Origin of the sequence: Allorhizobium borbori (genome assembly GCF_014196535.1) — a bacterium.
GTDB classification, from domain to species: Bacteria; Pseudomonadota; Alphaproteobacteria; order Rhizobiales; family Rhizobiaceae; genus Ectorhizobium; species Ectorhizobium borbori.
In genome coordinates this window covers 132,471-146,812 of the sequence record NZ_JACIDU010000003.1, presented here as the reverse complement: position 1 = coordinate 146,812, position 14,342 = coordinate 132,471, and the positions used below count along the sequence as shown (strand labels likewise).

Below are 14,342 nucleotides of genomic sequence, written 5' to 3'. Positions count from 1 at the left end.
CAACGTTGGAAATGAAGTCTTGTAAATAATTGAAATTACTTACCATTATTCAATTGTTGACCAAATCCGGCAACAGGGCAAGACCCCGAAGCTATCTATTTGGCTTTCCTGGCCGCTGACCCTATGCTGACCCTCGAAAAAAGTAGGGTCAGGAAGGGTCAGATGGCGCGGGTCAGGATCGACGGAAATACGATGGCAGCGGCCAAGAACGCCGCGAAGAAAAAAGAGACAGTCGAGTACCGTGATACCGACGCTCCTGGTCTTGCGATCCGTGTGAAGAGCGGCACGGCATTTTTTTGGTGTCTGACTGAGACATTCAAAAAGCAGATCGGTCCTGTGGCGTATTTCACGCCGGAGGATTTACCGACGATCCGCGCCCTGATTCCGAAGATCAAGCATGCGAAGAGGGAGGGTCTCGATCCCTCTTATCTCATCGCCGAGGTCGTCGGCGGCGAGAAAGACGTTGAGAGGGCCGAACATAAGGCAGGCGTCAAGGCGGGGGAATGGACGTGGGAAGTGATGCGAGACAAATTCCTCGAGCATCTGAAAGAGACGGGAGCGTCTAAGTCCTACTCGAACAACATTTCCGCGCTCGGTACCGACCCTAAGGGGGCTCTCTACGACGACTTCAGGCCGCTGCATGGCATGCCCGTCAAATCGATCACGCCGAACGACTTGGCTGCCGTCACCCGCAACATCATCCTGCGCGGCAGAGCTAAGGAGAACGCGCGGAAGGACACGCTTTATCCGCAGGCTCGCCTGACGCACGCCGCAATTCAGGCTGTTTTTTCGTGGGCGACACACCCCGACAACCAACATGAGTCCGGCTTGACGCTCAACATCGCACGACTGATCCGAGCGCCGAAGCGCCCGAAACTGGAAGCCAAGGACCTTCGGCCCGAGGACATCATCCAAGCGCCGCTCGTGACCCCAAAACAGATTTTCCAGTTCGGCATCCGCTTCTGCTACGACGACCCGATCACGAAGGACTGCTCGCGCGCGGCTCTGCTACTCCAGATTTTGACGGGCCAGCGTATCGCGACTGTTCTGCGATCGTTCAAGGGGCAGTTCATTCGCACACCTGATCGGCCATGGGCTTATGTGTGGGCGCTTGGACCCGACAAGATGGGCGGTTTCAGGGCGCTGCCGTTGCCCGAGGTTGCGTCATCAGTCGTCCATGAACAGCTCAAGCGGACCCGTGACGACAATCGCTATCTTTTTCCTCAGCTAAAAAAAGGGAAGGGCAGGGACAACCGCGACGGACATCTGTCGGACTCTACGATTTCGGACGTCACTGATCGGGGGCGGGCTGCCAAGGGGCCGCTACCGAAGACATTCAGAGGTAGCCATGATTTCCGCCGGGCGTTTACAACGCATCTGGCTGAATGGAAAAATTTCGATTTTGACGCCAAGGAAAGCGTCGAACTAGTCACCCATCGGAACGAGGGTGCGGAGTCGGTCAGTCAGGCCGTATACAATATGAACCCGCTGCTGCGGGAGAAATTCAAGGTCCTGAAAGCCTATCAGGACCTGTTGTTTAAGTCGTTCAACCCGAAGTTCGACGGCGACTATGCGGATTACGAGCTCGAGGATATCCACGAATACGAAGCGATGATCGGCGCTCACCTCGGCGATCAGTACTTCGAAGATATCCGGGCGGCGATGGAAGCAAACCACGATCCAGACGCCGATACCGATCCCGACGATTGAAATGATAAAGCCCTCCGAAGAGGGCCAGTCCATGTCAGTTGCAGACCTTCCAGCTGCGGTATTCGCCGTCGGAGTAGCGGTGGATCGGGAAACAGAAGCCAGGTCCTGTCACCTCGATGTCAGGCATTTTTCCTGCCGCTCGATCATGGAATTCGAAGCTTAAGGCGTTGTCACCGAGGCCGCCCGTCAGGTTCCTCCATGCTCCGATCTCGCTCGACAACAGGTACATGTTTTTGCCGACCATCCCGTAGCAACCCGTCGCACCGTTTCCGAGTTCGGCGGGAAAACTGCTGATAATCAACTCATTGATGCCGTCGGCGTTTAGGTCCTTCTGCTGCACGTCTTAAGCGATCTTCGTGCCGGTAGCGACTACGCACGCTTCGATGCTTTCCTTTTCCCGTGCGGTTACGACCGCAATTGCTTTGTCAACTTCCTCTTTCGGAAAATCCGAGGCATCGGCGCAGGTAACAACGGTGGTGTATGCGACAAGGACAGCAAAAATCGGTCTCATATCATTCACCAGCGTATGCGCCGTACTTGATGTATGCGTCGGGGACGCAGCTTTTCGCGCTCTTGAGGACGGCATTTGCCTCCGCCTTTGTCGCGTAGGCTCCCAGAACAAACGTGATGTATCCGGGTTTAAACCCAAACTTGAAGCTGAAGTCATTGAACGGCTCATAGCCGCAACGGCCAATCTTAGCTTGAATGGCATTCTGCGTTTTCCCGCCGATCACTTGGTCGGGCAGCATGTTACCAACGACAACCCAGTATCCATGATCGAGCGCCGAGGCGGGTGAGCAGATAGACAGAAGTGCGATAACCGCAGCAAGAACGGATTTCATTTATAAAGTCCCCCGAGAAACGTCCTTTGAGTTGTAGCTCGGGGAAATTGATGTTGCATTGATGGAAAACGCGGAAGTTTACTGATCGGCGTCTCCGCTCACCGAGCACCATTGAATCTCGAAGTCGCCCTGACACGCCTGGTCGAGCATCTGGAGGATGCGGATATCAGTCATGTCCTCACCTCGCTTTGGCGCGTGCAGTCCTGCTTATCATGCCACTCCGACAGCTCTGCGAGTATCTGGCATGCCCTCGGGTGCAATATCCACAGCGCGACTGTGCCGGACATCGGCGCATGACGAAATAGCCGGCAGCGCTGAATTCCCTATCCGGATTGACCCGACTCAAAATTAAGAACAAATAAAGAACGTTTATTTGGGCTGCCATTGCAGTATGCAAACGCAGATTGAAATTGGGGACTGCCCGAACAAAGGCAAGGACGAGGCAAGCTCTATATGGTAGTCGAGGTTAACCGATCCATAGATCAATGCTCGATTCTCTGCGGTGCCTGCGATAAGTTGAAACGCTTACAAGTTCCGGGAATCAAAGGAGATTTAATGCTCAAGCGCCCTGATGCCGCTCCTTCACCCTCACAGGATTTCCTGAACTTCGTCGACGGCCGCAGGTTCTCGACCATTATGGCCGACCCGCCGTGGCAGTTCGTCAACCGTACAGGCAAGGTCGCCCCCGAGCATAAGCGCCTTTCGCGTTACGGGACTATGGCTCTCCCGGAAATCATGGAACTGCCAGTCGCCAAGGCGTGCGCGCCTACAGCTCACCTATACCTCTGGGTTCCGAATGCACTTCTTCCTGAAGGGCTGGAGGTCATGAAGGCATGGGGCTTCCAGTACAAGTCCAACCTCGTCTGGCACAAGATTCGGAAAGACGGCGGCTCTGACGGTCGCGGCGTCGGATTCTATTTCCGCAACGTCACCGAACTGATCCTCTTCGGCGTACGTGGAAAGAACGCTCGCACTCTCGATCCGGGCCGATCACAGGTGAACTACCTGTCATCACGCAAGAGAGAGCATTCCCGTAAGCCTGACGAACAGTATCCTCTTATCGAATCCTGCTCACCTGGGCCGTATCTCGAGATGTTCGGCCGAGGCGTCCGCAAGAACTGGGCGACGTGGGGCAATCAGGCCGACGAGACATACGAACCTGATTGGAAGACCTATGGGTTCAATTCCGCTACTGACCGCGTGGCGGCCGAGTAATCAATAAGCGACGTCTGCTATTCCTTCTTTGACCAGATTGTCGTCTTCGCGCTCGATGTCTTCGAGTTCGAGATTTTCGTCGAACGTCACGATGGCTGATGGCAATCCGACCAAAACGAGCGGGCACGGATTGCCGACGCCGCGATGAACACGGTCCTCGAGCTTGGACCAATGCGTCGTCGCCTGACCGTACTTGTCGGAAACGAACTGACCGGCCCACGCTTCCTCATAGGATTGACCCGCCTTTATACGGCGATCGACCTCCTTGTTTTGGCGAGCCGTACGGCTCATTCCAAAGGCGACTACAGCCTCGTGGGAATTCAGGCCGCGCTCGGTCGCGAAACGCTGCACCATTGACTTGAGGTCGTGTTGCATAGAGGTGCCACGTGTGATGATGACGCCGACCGATATCGCTCCGTCGGCATGCAACCGTTTGAAGTTCTCCAGGTCTCTGTCGAAGAACGGGTCCTTGTTGTTCCACTCGATCTCGGCCGCCACGACGCCCGGGGCAAAAGCCTTCACATGATCGATCTCGTGGCTTATGGCCTCGCGGGCAACGCCGTTGATTCGCTTCTCCACTGTGAAGTTCATCTTCGTCCAGCCACGCTGCGCGAGCGCTCGGCGAAGACGTTGGGTGCCCTGTGACTCGCCGCCGCCAGATCCTACGATTTCCTCTATCGGGATCGAGAGTGCTCCAATCGCTTCCTCCAGATCGGCGACGGCGTCAGGGAAATCGACGCTCAGGATCGCCCGGGCATGGCTATGGATATCGACTTGGAAGCCGCGTTCAATAAGGGCATCAAACATCTATGGATCGCAGGTTGATTCGGTATACTGATAGTACCAGCAGGATGCGTCTCGTGCGATCGATCAAGGAGGCGTGATCAGGCGGACGTTTGGGAAATACGTCTTAAATCGTCCTACGTCGTTGGTCATGACCGGAGCATCCTCTACCTCTGCTATTGCTCCGATGAAGAAATCAGGCAGCGTGCCCGTGCGCTCACCCTTGTTTTTGCGGTACTGAAGGTGGGCTCTCCCAGCTCGAAACATAGCGTCGTCATTGTTGTTTGGGTAACGCTCGAGTCCTAGTTCGGAAATGAACGCGTTCACCTTCTCGACGTCTTCAAGCGAGACGCTAACTTCACTATAGACGACGTCGGAGATCACGGCTGGTCCCTCCTTCTTGCATGCCTCCAACTCCTTGACCGCCCAGTCATGGATTTTCTCTGTTTTCTTCAGAATGGCGATCAGGACATTGCTATCGATGAACGTGGTCATTCACCCCTCGTCAACTTCATCAACTCTTCGGCCGTCATGGTAGGAACCACTCCAGCCGCCTCCAGCTTGTCGAGCGCCGCACGTGTTTTGCGGCGCACGAAATCCTCCAAGTCAAACTCGTCCAGATCGTCTGGTCCGATATCGTCAAATCCGGCATACCTTGCCAGCATCGCGCAGACTGCAGGTATGCTCTTCAGAATGCGGGGGTTGGTCACGTGCACCGCGCCGCGCGGTCTCGGATCGTTAGCGGCGAAATTCTGGACGTCCGGCAATAGCGCCTTGGTTCGCTCCTTAGCCGCATCATCGGAAAATCTAAGTCGGCCGCCGCATGCGTCATATAACGAAACGAGATGTTTGATGGCTAAGTCCTTCTCTAGGGACCTTTTCCCCGTGAGTTCAACAAAGCCGAAACGCCGGAGAAGTGGGCCGTATTCCGACGGCGGCGTCCCGATCCTGTCGATCTTGCGATCCTCGATAATGCGGTCGAGAGCCAGGAACAAGCAGTCGACCCACCACCGTTCGATCCTTGAGGTGGAGAACTCTCGGATACGGCCTCCCTGCAGAAGGTAGTTGTAGTTGGTCGAAAGCTTTCTGGTGGTTTCGGCGACGTATCGCTTGTCGCCAAGGACAAAGGATTCAATGTCGTTGGCGCTGATGCCGCGAGTTTCCCAGTTCAGTGTTCTCGATATGCGCTCCCGTATATAGGCATTCGCCCATAGAGCGGGTCGGCGCTGGTCCTTCATCTGCCCTTTCCACTTGCCTACGATAGAAAGGTTAAATGCGAACAACGCAAGCTTGTCGAAGCGCGCACTATGCCTCCAGTTGATCGCCTGGAATACTAGCTCGTCTGCGACAAGGTAATCGGTGCCACGCTCCTGGCGGTTGAATAGGAAGAAGTTGATGGGAATGTATTCAGGCCTGCCAAGCGGACGGACGCGCTGCCTGAAGACCTCGCGCGGGACGTCTTCCATTTTCCCATCGAAGCCGAGTTCGATCAGCTCATGAAGCTCCGACAACCCGGCCGAGGGACTACCCCAGCTGAAGTTTTTCGTGAAGCTCCCCGGCCTCCATATTTCGGTTTCCTCGGCCATCACTGTCCATGCTGTAGAATCTGCTGTGATCCTATCCGGTACAGGTAAACATTCAACCTCAAATGGAACGCGCTAAAACCCGGCGCATTTTCACCTCCGTCAGGACAACGCATGCTCCCGTCCCGACGGCACGGGCTCCATTAACTCCTCGATCGCAATACCCGCGTGCGTCGGCTTGCCGGAGTCCGCTGTGCCCGGCATACCGTGAGTTCAATTCCCCTCTCGGAGGTCAATATGAAAGCCGTTGTATTCTCGGACCTGCACCTCGCGTTCTCCTTCCCCGATCCAGTCGACCTTCCTGAAGACACGGACGTCCTGGTCGTCGCGGGCGATGTCAGTGCGCCCGTCGGCAAGTCGATGGCATGGCTGCACAAGCGTTTTCCAAACGTGCCGACGGTCTACGTAGCTGGGAATCACGATCATTACGGACAGGTCTACGCAAAGAGTGTGGAAAGCGGACGTCGCGCTGCCGAAGAGTTTCCGCACATCCATTTTCTGGAAAACGACGAGGTCGTTCTCGACGGTGTCCGCTTCCTTGGCGCGACGATGTGGACAGACTATGAGCTTTACGGCGACATGCGGCGGGCGATGGAAATCGCGCATTGGTCCATGAACGATTTCAGTCATATCCACGATCTGGACGGTCTCGGTCATCTCACGCCGTGGAAGCCTGAGCGGACGCGCGTGCTGCACCATGAGAGCCGTGCGTGGCTTCGTGATGCCCTGGCGCGTCCGCATGACGGGCCGACGGTCGTCGTTACACACCATTGTCCGCATCATCTGTCCGTCGCGCCGCAATACGCGCACGACGACCTGACGCCCTCGTTTGCGTCTGATTTCGACGCAGAGATCAAGGAGTTCCAGCCTGAACTTTGGGTTCACGGGCACACGCACGCGAATTTTGACTACGTAGTACCGGGGACGTCGACGAGGGTCGTCTGCAATCCGCGGGGTTATGTGCGGGATAACTTCGATCGCGGTCGCTCAGTCGAAAACCCTGATTTCGCGATGTGCAAGGTCGTCGAGATCGGGCGTTAACTTTCCGATCGCTTTAACTCGACGACGAGACTTGCCGGAGCCCTCGGTGCCCGGCATAGGTGGTGTCCGAAACAGATGGAGGCAGACATGGCACAGGCACATTTTGGCTCTCCCGCGCATCAGGCCGCGATGGGAAATCTCCCGGGGATGATGCTCATCGCGGGCGCAACCATGGGCCTCGCGCAGGGCCTTTTTAACGCGCTCGACGGCATCGCCGAAGCCAAGCACCAGCAGGCTCACTACGACGCTCTGGGAGCCGCAAAGGCGCACGCATACGAAATGGAAGACCTCGCGCGCGCTGCCGTCCTCGCTGTCGCCGAGCTAGAGGCCGAAGTCGCATCTCTGCGCCAGGCGTGTCAGCAGCGCCAGGACGTCATCGTGGCCCTGTCCTCGGGCCGCGCGTAATGGTGACAGATCGCGAATGGCAGCTCCTGCGGCGGGAGTACGGCGATCTCGCGTATGAGGAGCCGCATCGGCATGCAGAGATGTTGGCGGCGCTCCGACGGCCCCGTCTCGTCGTCGATAACACCGCCAAAAAGTAAGCCCGCCAAGTTGGCGGGCTTTTCATTATCTTGGTGCGGGTGCCCGGAACTCGCTCTGGCGATCTTTGAGCATGTTCGCCCTGATCTTCCAGAGCACCCTCTCATGATGAGATGCGTTCCTCGGAGGCTCGTCGTCGGCCGCCGTCGGCACGACGTCAGGGTCAGGAGCGACTGCGGGGACGCCGTGGATGCCATGAGGTTTGCCCGACATGAACTTGCGGACCTGACCGACGCCAGCGGTCGCCAGAGACCTGAGCGCCTTATCGTCCATGGATACGAGGCTCGCGAGGACCGGCGGCGGCAAGTCCTTCGGCAGCTTCATGGTCGCGCGGTCGTCACGGTGAGCGCGGCAGTATTCGAGCAGCGTGTGGATGCCGTCGCGGTCCAGGGTCTGGACAGCCGCGTGACGCTTACGAGCCTCGTTGTACTCGTCTAAGACGTCGGACTTTTCCACGGTTGGGTTGAACTGAGGCAGCGGCGGCTTGGTGGAGATCAGTTCGAACGGGAACCTAACTGTCGCCACGGCGACGTCCCACGACCATTTTCCGACTTTGCCGATCATCTGGAATGCGGCCGTCAAGGCCGCGGCAAAACGTGCAAGCATGTAAGCATCTCCCATTGCTGTTGCGCTACTACATTTGACGAAGACGAAGAAAGATACAAAATATTCTGTCGGCTATCTTGTATATGTCTTTGCATACGGCAACGATTGTAATGCGAGCATGATCGAAAAATGGAGATATACAATGTCAGATGCTATCGCGGCGCACGCCGCATTTTCCGGATTACTCAAGAATTGCGTACTGTTCTCGAGCGACTACATCAAAGTAGTCGCTGAAGGTCTGGGCAAAAGCGCGCAGACGGTCCGTCAATATAAAGCCGCTCCTGGGAGCAAGTCGCACAGAGTGCCGACTGCGGAGGTCATCGAAGAACTCCGGGAGTTCGTGATGCACAATCACCGTCGTTACAACACTCACGTTCCCCACGGTGCGGTAGCGTATCGCGTGGAAGGCGCGCCGTCTAAATTACAGTTCGGGAATTATTTCGTGGCACTCGACTACGCCGATCGTTTCGGCGGTGTCGTCAAGGCTGATGGTGGCGAAATCCCGACGCTCGACGACAGCGCGCGTCAGCGGCACGAGTGGCGTGAGATCGCGTTCGGCGGGCTGGTCCCCGTAGATGTGTTGGCATCTATAGCTGGCCTCGACGTCTACACCGTCGGCTGGGTCGGTCGCGAACATCCTGAGCACGGCATCCAGCCTACGTGGCAGATGGTCTGCGCCGCACGGTCCGCCGAGGCGCTCGAAGATATGAGGAGACATGCAGCATGAGCGGATCGTTTGCAGACTTCCTCAAGTCGAAGGGCAAGGCCGTCGTACCGCCGTCCAGGCCAACGTCGAAGCCCTATGTGAGCCGCATCGTTTACCTCGTTCGTCGGCCCGACGGATCGGTCGAGGAGCGCAACGGAGCGCCGCCGTTCATGTTTCAGGATGGGCGCTTCGTGGTCGAGAGGATCGTCCTACCGAAGGATCACTATTGGCGGGGTTCGCCAGAACATCTCCGCCGTCTGGATGAAATGAAAGCAGCAAAGGGAGCCTGATGGCTCCCTTTTTCATTCGTCATCGTTATCCCGTGACCAAGCGTCGAAGGCTTCGGAAAGCTCATATTCTCGGTCTGCGATAAAGTCCTCGAGATCGTCGTCGAATGCGAACGGGCCGTAGTTATCGCGGACAAAGTCGTGGAACGTGTACTCGGTCATGTCGTCCTCCCAGAAATGAAAGAAGCCGGGGAAGGAAAGCCCCGGCTCCACACAGCAACACGTTCAAGCCGCCTGAGGAAACTGCCTGCCCGCTATATCGATGATGTGGTCGGCAGAGACAGGACACAAGCGCCGCCGGCCGAAATTGAGGTTACGGTTTCCAGCACCCGTTTTGTTCGCCCCAGAGGTTGCTGGTCACGATATCGCGCTTGGTCTGCTCGGACATCGCTTCGATGTCAGCCGAGGACGGCCGGATCGGACGCCAACCCGTACAGATGCTGCCGTCAGTCGCGCACCCAGCGAGCAAGCTCGCGGTCAACAGAAGCGCCGTCCATCTTGCGGACCGTCTCATTGAGGTCTTCCTTTTCCCTGAGTTTCTGGAGGTCTTCGGCGACGTGTTTGGCCTCGACGTCGGCTTTTGCCGAGGCATAGAGACGCCAGTATCCAGCGACCAGCAGCGCGGCGATCCCGCTCCATTTAAGGAGCGTCTTGCCGATAGACGTCGCGGTGAACCAGGCGAGGAGCGCGGTCATTCTGTCGTCTTCCTGCGGAGCGCGTGACGGTTCTCATAGACTTCCCAGACGACGCCGATCAGGGTCGCGACCGCGCCCGCTACGGTCTCGACCTGCGAAGGATCGAGGGTCGAACCGACGACGAGGGAGCCACCGACGACAAGCGCCTGGCGGATGAGGATGATAAGGGCGGTCTTAGGCATGCAGGGTCTCCTCGGCGACAGCGGCGTAGGCCTCGGCACGGTCGCGGTTGATGCTCGATTTCCGGACGAAATAGATGACGGCGGCGACTAGGACGGCGGCGACGACGCAGAGCGCGATGACGGTGACGGTGCTGACGTCCGTAACTGCGGCGCTGCCTGCCGATGTGGCGGCCGGGACAGCCGTCGATCCAGCGGCAGTCTTCTGCGCCGTCGAGTTTGCCGAGGCGACGTCAGCCTCGGCTTTGGCGACTGCCGCGATCCCGAGAGAGGACATGCCACCTGCCGCGAGCGCCATGGCGACGCCGTTGGCTTCGACGCCTGCGATACGACGTCCCCATCCGCGACCGAATACGGACCAAGTCTTGAGGCTCTGAACGAACGCCAGGCGCTTAGAGCAGATCGCCTTGACGGTTTTCACGGGGTCAGACGCCTTCGCCTTGGCGACGGTCTGGGGGCCTACGACGCCGTCGGCGCTGACGCCGATCGATGCCTGCAACCACTTCGCGCCACGGCTGACGCCGGAATTAACGGCAGCGTCGAGGGTCGCGTAGTCCACGCCAGCGGGCAGATCGTCGTAGCGGACCTTGTCTGCGTATTGGGTTCGATAGATCGCCTCGACTTCTGCCTCGGTGATCTCGCGGACGGAGCACACGCTAAGGTGCCTACGCTTGCGATAAGCGTTGTAGACGGCCTGAGTGACGCCGTGGTTCGTCGCTCCACCTGGATCGGACGGATGATTGACATATCCGCCTTCGTCGCGGCGGAGGTGTTTCATAGCAGCTGTGTAGGTGGACGCGACCATCGCGAGGCTCTCCCGAATACCTCGACATGGTCAGTCCGACGGGGCGCGTGAGACCCGGCGGAAATGAGAAAGGCGGCCCGAAGGCCGCCGCGATCTCAATCTTCTTCGTTCAATTCCGGGAACCACTGGCTTGCGTAGTCCCCAACATCGCCTTCCTTAATCTTGGAGAGTTCGGCGATCGAGACGTCCAACGCTTCGAGCGCCGCCGCAGTCTGCTCGTATGCAGACAGCAAGGCACTCTCGACTTTCGCGGAAAACAGATCGGCGTCATCTTCCTGGCGCTCGGCATCGACTTCGTCGTCGTGGAGCGTGTCGATGTCGCTCGACACATCGCTGAGCGCGACGTGTACGGCGAGGAGCTTGGTCTTCGCATCGGCGATCTGAGCAAGGCGGGCTTCGTTCATTTCAGGTGTCCTTCTGACTGGTTACAGAACTCACCTGGAGTGTTTGATACCTCGTTTCAACTTAAACCGAAAAAATAATTGACGGCTCTATAGCTTTGCAAACGCTTTGTGATTTTGGATTGCGAAATTTCGCAATTGGAAATCACAAGGTCATGCGGCGAGACGGTTTTCGGCGAGGTCGCCGATAGCCCGGTACCTGCCGTCAGCCGTCTGGAGAAGCATGATGCGAGTGCCATTGTCGTAACCGACACCGTGGCCAAACCCCCACCTGGTGAAACCATTACGGTTATAACCCTGATCTTGCTTGGACGAGATGCCGGCCGTGTGGGAGTCGCCTTCCATCTCTGGCGCGTGAGCATGGCCTTTACCGGATGGTCTGCCGATCTGGGTGAATGCCGACGTCGAGCCTCTAGCGCCTCCCACGCCATAATCTCCGTGATAGCCATATTCGCAGTCTCGGATGACGTACGAGGTTCCAGAAGCAAGGAACACAACGCTATCTAGCAGGCCAGCGCCGCGCATTGCCCATTCGACAATGTTGAAGTTAGCCAGACGGTTTCGGATGGCACGATGCCAGGCAGCGTTGATTTCATGCCAGTAGTACGAGTTCGCCGGGTCTTCTTGTCCGCGCTTGTCCTTCGACCAGCGGCCGAGGGCGCTGTCGTGGTTCGACTGCACCATTACCGACGTACACCATTCCCTATGCATCTCGTTGATGAAGTTGGCGGCGTCGCGGACCTCATCTTCCACGTTCTCCTTACCGGATACGTAGGCTTCGGCCATCAGGTGGGGATCGGCGATATTGTGATGATTCCGTCTGTGGAAATCGAGAGCGTCGTGGAAGAATGAGAAGGACGGTCGCAAATACTCGTAGATGCTGTTCTTCGTCACGACCTTCTTCTGCGTGGTGCAGTAGCCAAAGCAGGCCATGGCGATGACGGGGTCGAGTTGTTCATGGTGGATATCGCCCCAGACGATAGTCGCGACGCTACAGCCTCGGAAGACCTGACCATGTGTGACGAAGGCGTCGAGGTCCTGGAAGGTCCCATCTTTGTACGCGACTAGGTGGCGGAAGAAGACCTCGCCATCGGTGTCCACTTCGACGAGGAGCGCCCCATAGGTATGTCGGGATATGGCTTTTCGGCCGGCCGTCCGAGGGGCATATGACGGCAGCGTGCAGCAGCCTGTCGAAACCGCGTATCGGGCTGGATCGGATATCGGCCTCGGGATCGATTTCAGTGCGATGCGGGCCGCGGGGACGACGACATGCTGTCCGCGATTGACGGTTTCCCATCCGCTCAAAGGCTTCGGCGATGTCGGCAGGACGTTGGCGTCGGCGACGAAGAGAAGGCTCGGCGTAACCCTGACGCGGTCATGGACGATGTAGTCGCGGATTTCAGGGGCGAAGACGGCGCTGGCGGCGGCGTGGTCTTCGAACAAGCCCTTTTGGTAGGTAAATCCGGCGACGGCGATCTGAGCGCCCAGATAGTCGGCATAGGCTAGGAGGTTGTCGAGAAACGGTTTGAAAACTGGGGTGTCGTCCTGGGCGGCTGTCAGAATGAAGCGGTGGACGCGGCCGGGTTCGAGATCGGCGTCGATCTCCGGGATCGAGGATATCCGAGGCGGCTTGGGCTTCTCCGGCTTCGCCTTCTGGGGCGGCTCGGCGATCGGAGCCTTGCGAAGATGCTCCAGAGCCATCCTGGCTTCGTGGATCGACCAGTTGAGACGCTTCGAAAGCGCGCGACGGCCAAGGTCTTGTAGTCCAAGTTCGCGGATTTTTTCGGCCCGTTCCGCCACGGACATCGTCATTCTCGTCATTTATCGGCCTCCTCAGGCTGAGGAAGACGTTTTGTTGGCAATATCGAGAAAGCAAATTCCGCCGGCGGAGGAATCCTGAGCATCAGCCGAGGCCAAGTTTTTTATGGATAATCGGGATGACAAAAAGCGTTAGCCCGGTCCAGATGATGGTGAACAAGCCGAGCGCGCCCTGGACGTAAGCTTTATAGCTGCTGTTCGCTTGCTTGATCGCGGCGACGTCGGCCTTAATTGCGTCGATCTCGCTCTTCATCGATTTTTGGGCGTCGATGAAATTGTCGAGTTTCTCGGCGATTTTCGCCTGACCTTCGACGATCTTCATGAAGTGGTCGATGGTGATGGGGTCTGCCATTGCGGTGTCCACATTCTGGAGGTCTTGTTTCTCCAGAGAAGATCATCAAGCGGCAGCGTGAGGCTCGTCGGAAATGTGGGGTTTGGCCTGGTTGATTTGGCCCTCGGAAAACTCGTCGAGCGCGTCGCATGCTGCCTCGAGCTTGGATATTGCCAACCTGATCCTTGTGGTCTTATGGGTGATGCGATTGAGGAGCCTGGAGGCGGACACGAGCTGTAGGGTGAAATCCTCGGCCTCCCGATCGGCGAAATGTCGATTGCGGCGAATGCCCTCGATCGCGAGGTGGCATGACAGTCTGGCCGATTCACAGGCCACCCACGCCAAGGGATAAGTCCTCTGGCCGATTTCGGGGAGAGCCTTTCCGCAGGCTTCTCCCGCGGCATGCAGGATGTTGAATAGTTCGGCGAAGTCGCCGTCGTATCCCGAGCGCGCCATGGCCGGGACGAAGTGGCAGATGGGCGTCACGCCGAGTTTTTCGGCGGCATAGGACAGCTTCCAGGTGCCGAACTCGTCCATCTTCATGGCCCGCAGGCTGGCAAGGTGTCCCGTTCGCCAATGCGGCATGATCTTCTGGATATCCACGATGGTCATGTCCCTCAGGAACACGGTCCTCGACAGCGCCTCCGCGAGGCCGATCTGGATGTTCTCCTCGATCGGCGACATGCTCCTGGCATTGTCCTTTACCGATCCGTCGCCCTTGGATGTACGGGAATATTTCTTGCGAGCCTCAGTCATGTCATTTCCATCGCCGATGGACCAATGATTGGCCGCCGGCGGAA

20 protein-coding genes are annotated in these 14,342 nt (G+C 57.7%); 6 read left to right on the top strand and 14 right to left on the bottom strand.

Going from position 1 to position 14,342, the window contains the following annotated elements; translation table 11 throughout:
- The first annotated feature begins 162 nt into the window (after positions 1-162).
- The gene (locus GGQ66_RS04800) at positions 163-1,710 is read left to right on the top strand and encodes a site-specific integrase (protein ID WP_183789983.1); all 1,548 of its coding nucleotides are present in this window, start codon (positions 163-165) and stop codon (positions 1,708-1,710) included.
- Positions 1,711-1,744: 34 nt separating this feature from the next.
- Here GGQ66_RS04800 and GGQ66_RS04795 read toward each other — a convergent pair whose 3' ends face one another.
- A complete protein-coding gene (locus tag GGQ66_RS04795) occupies positions 1,745-2,050 on the bottom strand; it encodes a hypothetical protein (protein WP_183789981.1) in 306 nt (101 codons plus the stop codon).
- A 172-nt stretch (positions 2,051-2,222) separates the two neighbouring features.
- Entirely contained in the window at positions 2,223-2,552 is a 330-nt protein-coding gene (locus tag GGQ66_RS04790) for an SPOR domain-containing protein (RefSeq protein ID WP_183789979.1), read from the bottom strand.
- A 555-nt stretch (positions 2,553-3,107) separates the two neighbouring features.
- On the opposite strand from GGQ66_RS04790, the gene GGQ66_RS04785 reads away from it, so the two are divergent.
- The gene (locus GGQ66_RS04785; RefSeq protein WP_183789977.1) at positions 3,108-3,767 is read left to right on the top strand and encodes an MT-A70 family methyltransferase; all 660 of its coding nucleotides are present in this window, start codon (positions 3,108-3,110) and stop codon (positions 3,765-3,767) included.
- On the opposite strand, the gene GGQ66_RS04780 is transcribed toward GGQ66_RS04785, so the two are convergent.
- From GGQ66_RS04780 to GGQ66_RS04770, 3 genes are all read right to left on the bottom strand, one after another.
- On the bottom strand, positions 3,768-4,574 hold the full coding sequence (locus GGQ66_RS04780) for a BglII/BstYI family type II restriction endonuclease (protein ID WP_183789975.1): 807 nt from the start codon (positions 4,572-4,574) through the stop codon (positions 3,768-3,770).
- A gap of 63 nt (positions 4,575-4,637) precedes the next feature.
- Positions 4,638-5,045: a type II toxin-antitoxin system VapC family toxin gene (locus GGQ66_RS04775; protein ID WP_183789973.1), complete on the bottom strand. Its 408-nt coding sequence runs from the start codon at positions 5,043-5,045 to the stop codon at positions 4,638-4,640.
- Positions 5,042-6,136, bottom strand: a complete 1,095-nt coding sequence (locus GGQ66_RS04770) for a hypothetical protein (protein ID WP_183789971.1) — start codon at positions 6,134-6,136, stop codon at positions 5,042-5,044. Before GGQ66_RS04770 ends, GGQ66_RS04775 begins: the two co-directional genes overlap by 4 nt.
- 234 nt (positions 6,137-6,370) lie before the next feature.
- Here GGQ66_RS04770 and GGQ66_RS04765 point away from each other — a divergent pair, with 234 nt between their 5' ends.
- Both GGQ66_RS04765 and GGQ66_RS04760 read left to right on the top strand, forming a co-directional pair.
- Positions 6,371-7,174: a metallophosphoesterase gene (locus tag GGQ66_RS04765; RefSeq protein WP_183789969.1), complete on the top strand. Its 804-nt coding sequence runs from the start codon at positions 6,371-6,373 to the stop codon at positions 7,172-7,174.
- Positions 7,175-7,261: 87 nt separating this feature from the next.
- A complete protein-coding gene (locus tag GGQ66_RS04760) occupies positions 7,262-7,579 on the top strand; it encodes a hypothetical protein (RefSeq protein ID WP_183789967.1) in 318 nt (105 codons plus the stop codon).
- A 162-nt stretch (positions 7,580-7,741) separates the two neighbouring features.
- On the opposite strand, the gene GGQ66_RS04755 is transcribed toward GGQ66_RS04760, so the two are convergent.
- Positions 7,742-8,320 (bottom strand): hypothetical protein, encoded by a 579-nt coding sequence (locus tag GGQ66_RS04755; RefSeq protein ID WP_183789965.1) that lies wholly within the window; start codon positions 8,318-8,320, stop codon positions 7,742-7,744.
- Positions 8,321-8,462: 142 nt separating this feature from the next.
- On the opposite strand from GGQ66_RS04755, the gene GGQ66_RS04750 reads away from it, so the two are divergent.
- Entirely contained in the window at positions 8,463-9,047 is a 585-nt protein-coding gene (locus tag GGQ66_RS04750; protein WP_183789963.1) for a hypothetical protein, read from the top strand.
- Positions 9,044-9,316, top strand: coding sequence for a hypothetical protein (locus GGQ66_RS04745; protein WP_183789961.1), 273 nt, complete (start codon positions 9,044-9,046; stop codon positions 9,314-9,316). Before GGQ66_RS04750 ends, GGQ66_RS04745 begins: the two co-directional genes overlap by 4 nt.
- Positions 9,317-9,328: 12 nt before the next feature.
- Here GGQ66_RS04745 and GGQ66_RS04740 read toward each other — a convergent pair whose 3' ends face one another.
- The 8 genes from GGQ66_RS04740 to GGQ66_RS04705 form a co-directional block, all read right to left on the bottom strand.
- The gene (locus GGQ66_RS04740; RefSeq protein WP_183789959.1) at positions 9,329-9,475 is read right to left on the bottom strand and encodes a hypothetical protein; all 147 of its coding nucleotides are present in this window, start codon (positions 9,473-9,475) and stop codon (positions 9,329-9,331) included.
- Positions 9,476-9,759: 284 nt separating this feature from the next.
- Complete coding sequence (locus GGQ66_RS04735; RefSeq protein WP_183789957.1) at positions 9,760-10,008, bottom strand: hypothetical protein; 249 nt, start codon at positions 10,006-10,008, stop codon at positions 9,760-9,762.
- Entirely contained in the window at positions 10,005-10,190 is a 186-nt protein-coding gene (locus GGQ66_RS04730; protein ID WP_183789955.1) for a Pam3-gp28 family putative phage holin, read from the bottom strand. The genes GGQ66_RS04735 and GGQ66_RS04730 overlap by 4 nt, the downstream gene beginning before the upstream one ends.
- A complete protein-coding gene (locus GGQ66_RS04725; protein WP_183789952.1) occupies positions 10,183-10,992 on the bottom strand; it encodes a glycoside hydrolase family 108 protein in 810 nt (269 codons plus the stop codon). The genes GGQ66_RS04730 and GGQ66_RS04725 overlap by 8 nt, the downstream gene beginning before the upstream one ends.
- A gap of 95 nt (positions 10,993-11,087) precedes the next feature.
- Positions 11,088-11,396: a hypothetical protein gene (locus GGQ66_RS04720; RefSeq protein WP_183789950.1), complete on the bottom strand. Its 309-nt coding sequence runs from the start codon at positions 11,394-11,396 to the stop codon at positions 11,088-11,090.
- Between the two features lie 150 nt (positions 11,397-11,546).
- On the bottom strand, positions 11,547-13,214 hold the full coding sequence (locus GGQ66_RS04715) for a hypothetical protein (RefSeq protein WP_183789948.1): 1,668 nt from the start codon (positions 13,212-13,214) through the stop codon (positions 11,547-11,549).
- Between the two features lie 82 nt (positions 13,215-13,296).
- On the bottom strand, positions 13,297-13,563 hold the full coding sequence (locus tag GGQ66_RS04710; protein ID WP_183789946.1) for a hypothetical protein: 267 nt from the start codon (positions 13,561-13,563) through the stop codon (positions 13,297-13,299).
- Between the two features lie 45 nt (positions 13,564-13,608).
- A complete protein-coding gene (locus tag GGQ66_RS04705) occupies positions 13,609-14,298 on the bottom strand; it encodes a hypothetical protein (RefSeq protein ID WP_183789944.1) in 690 nt (229 codons plus the stop codon).
- Between the last annotated feature and the right edge of the window lie 44 nt (positions 14,299-14,342).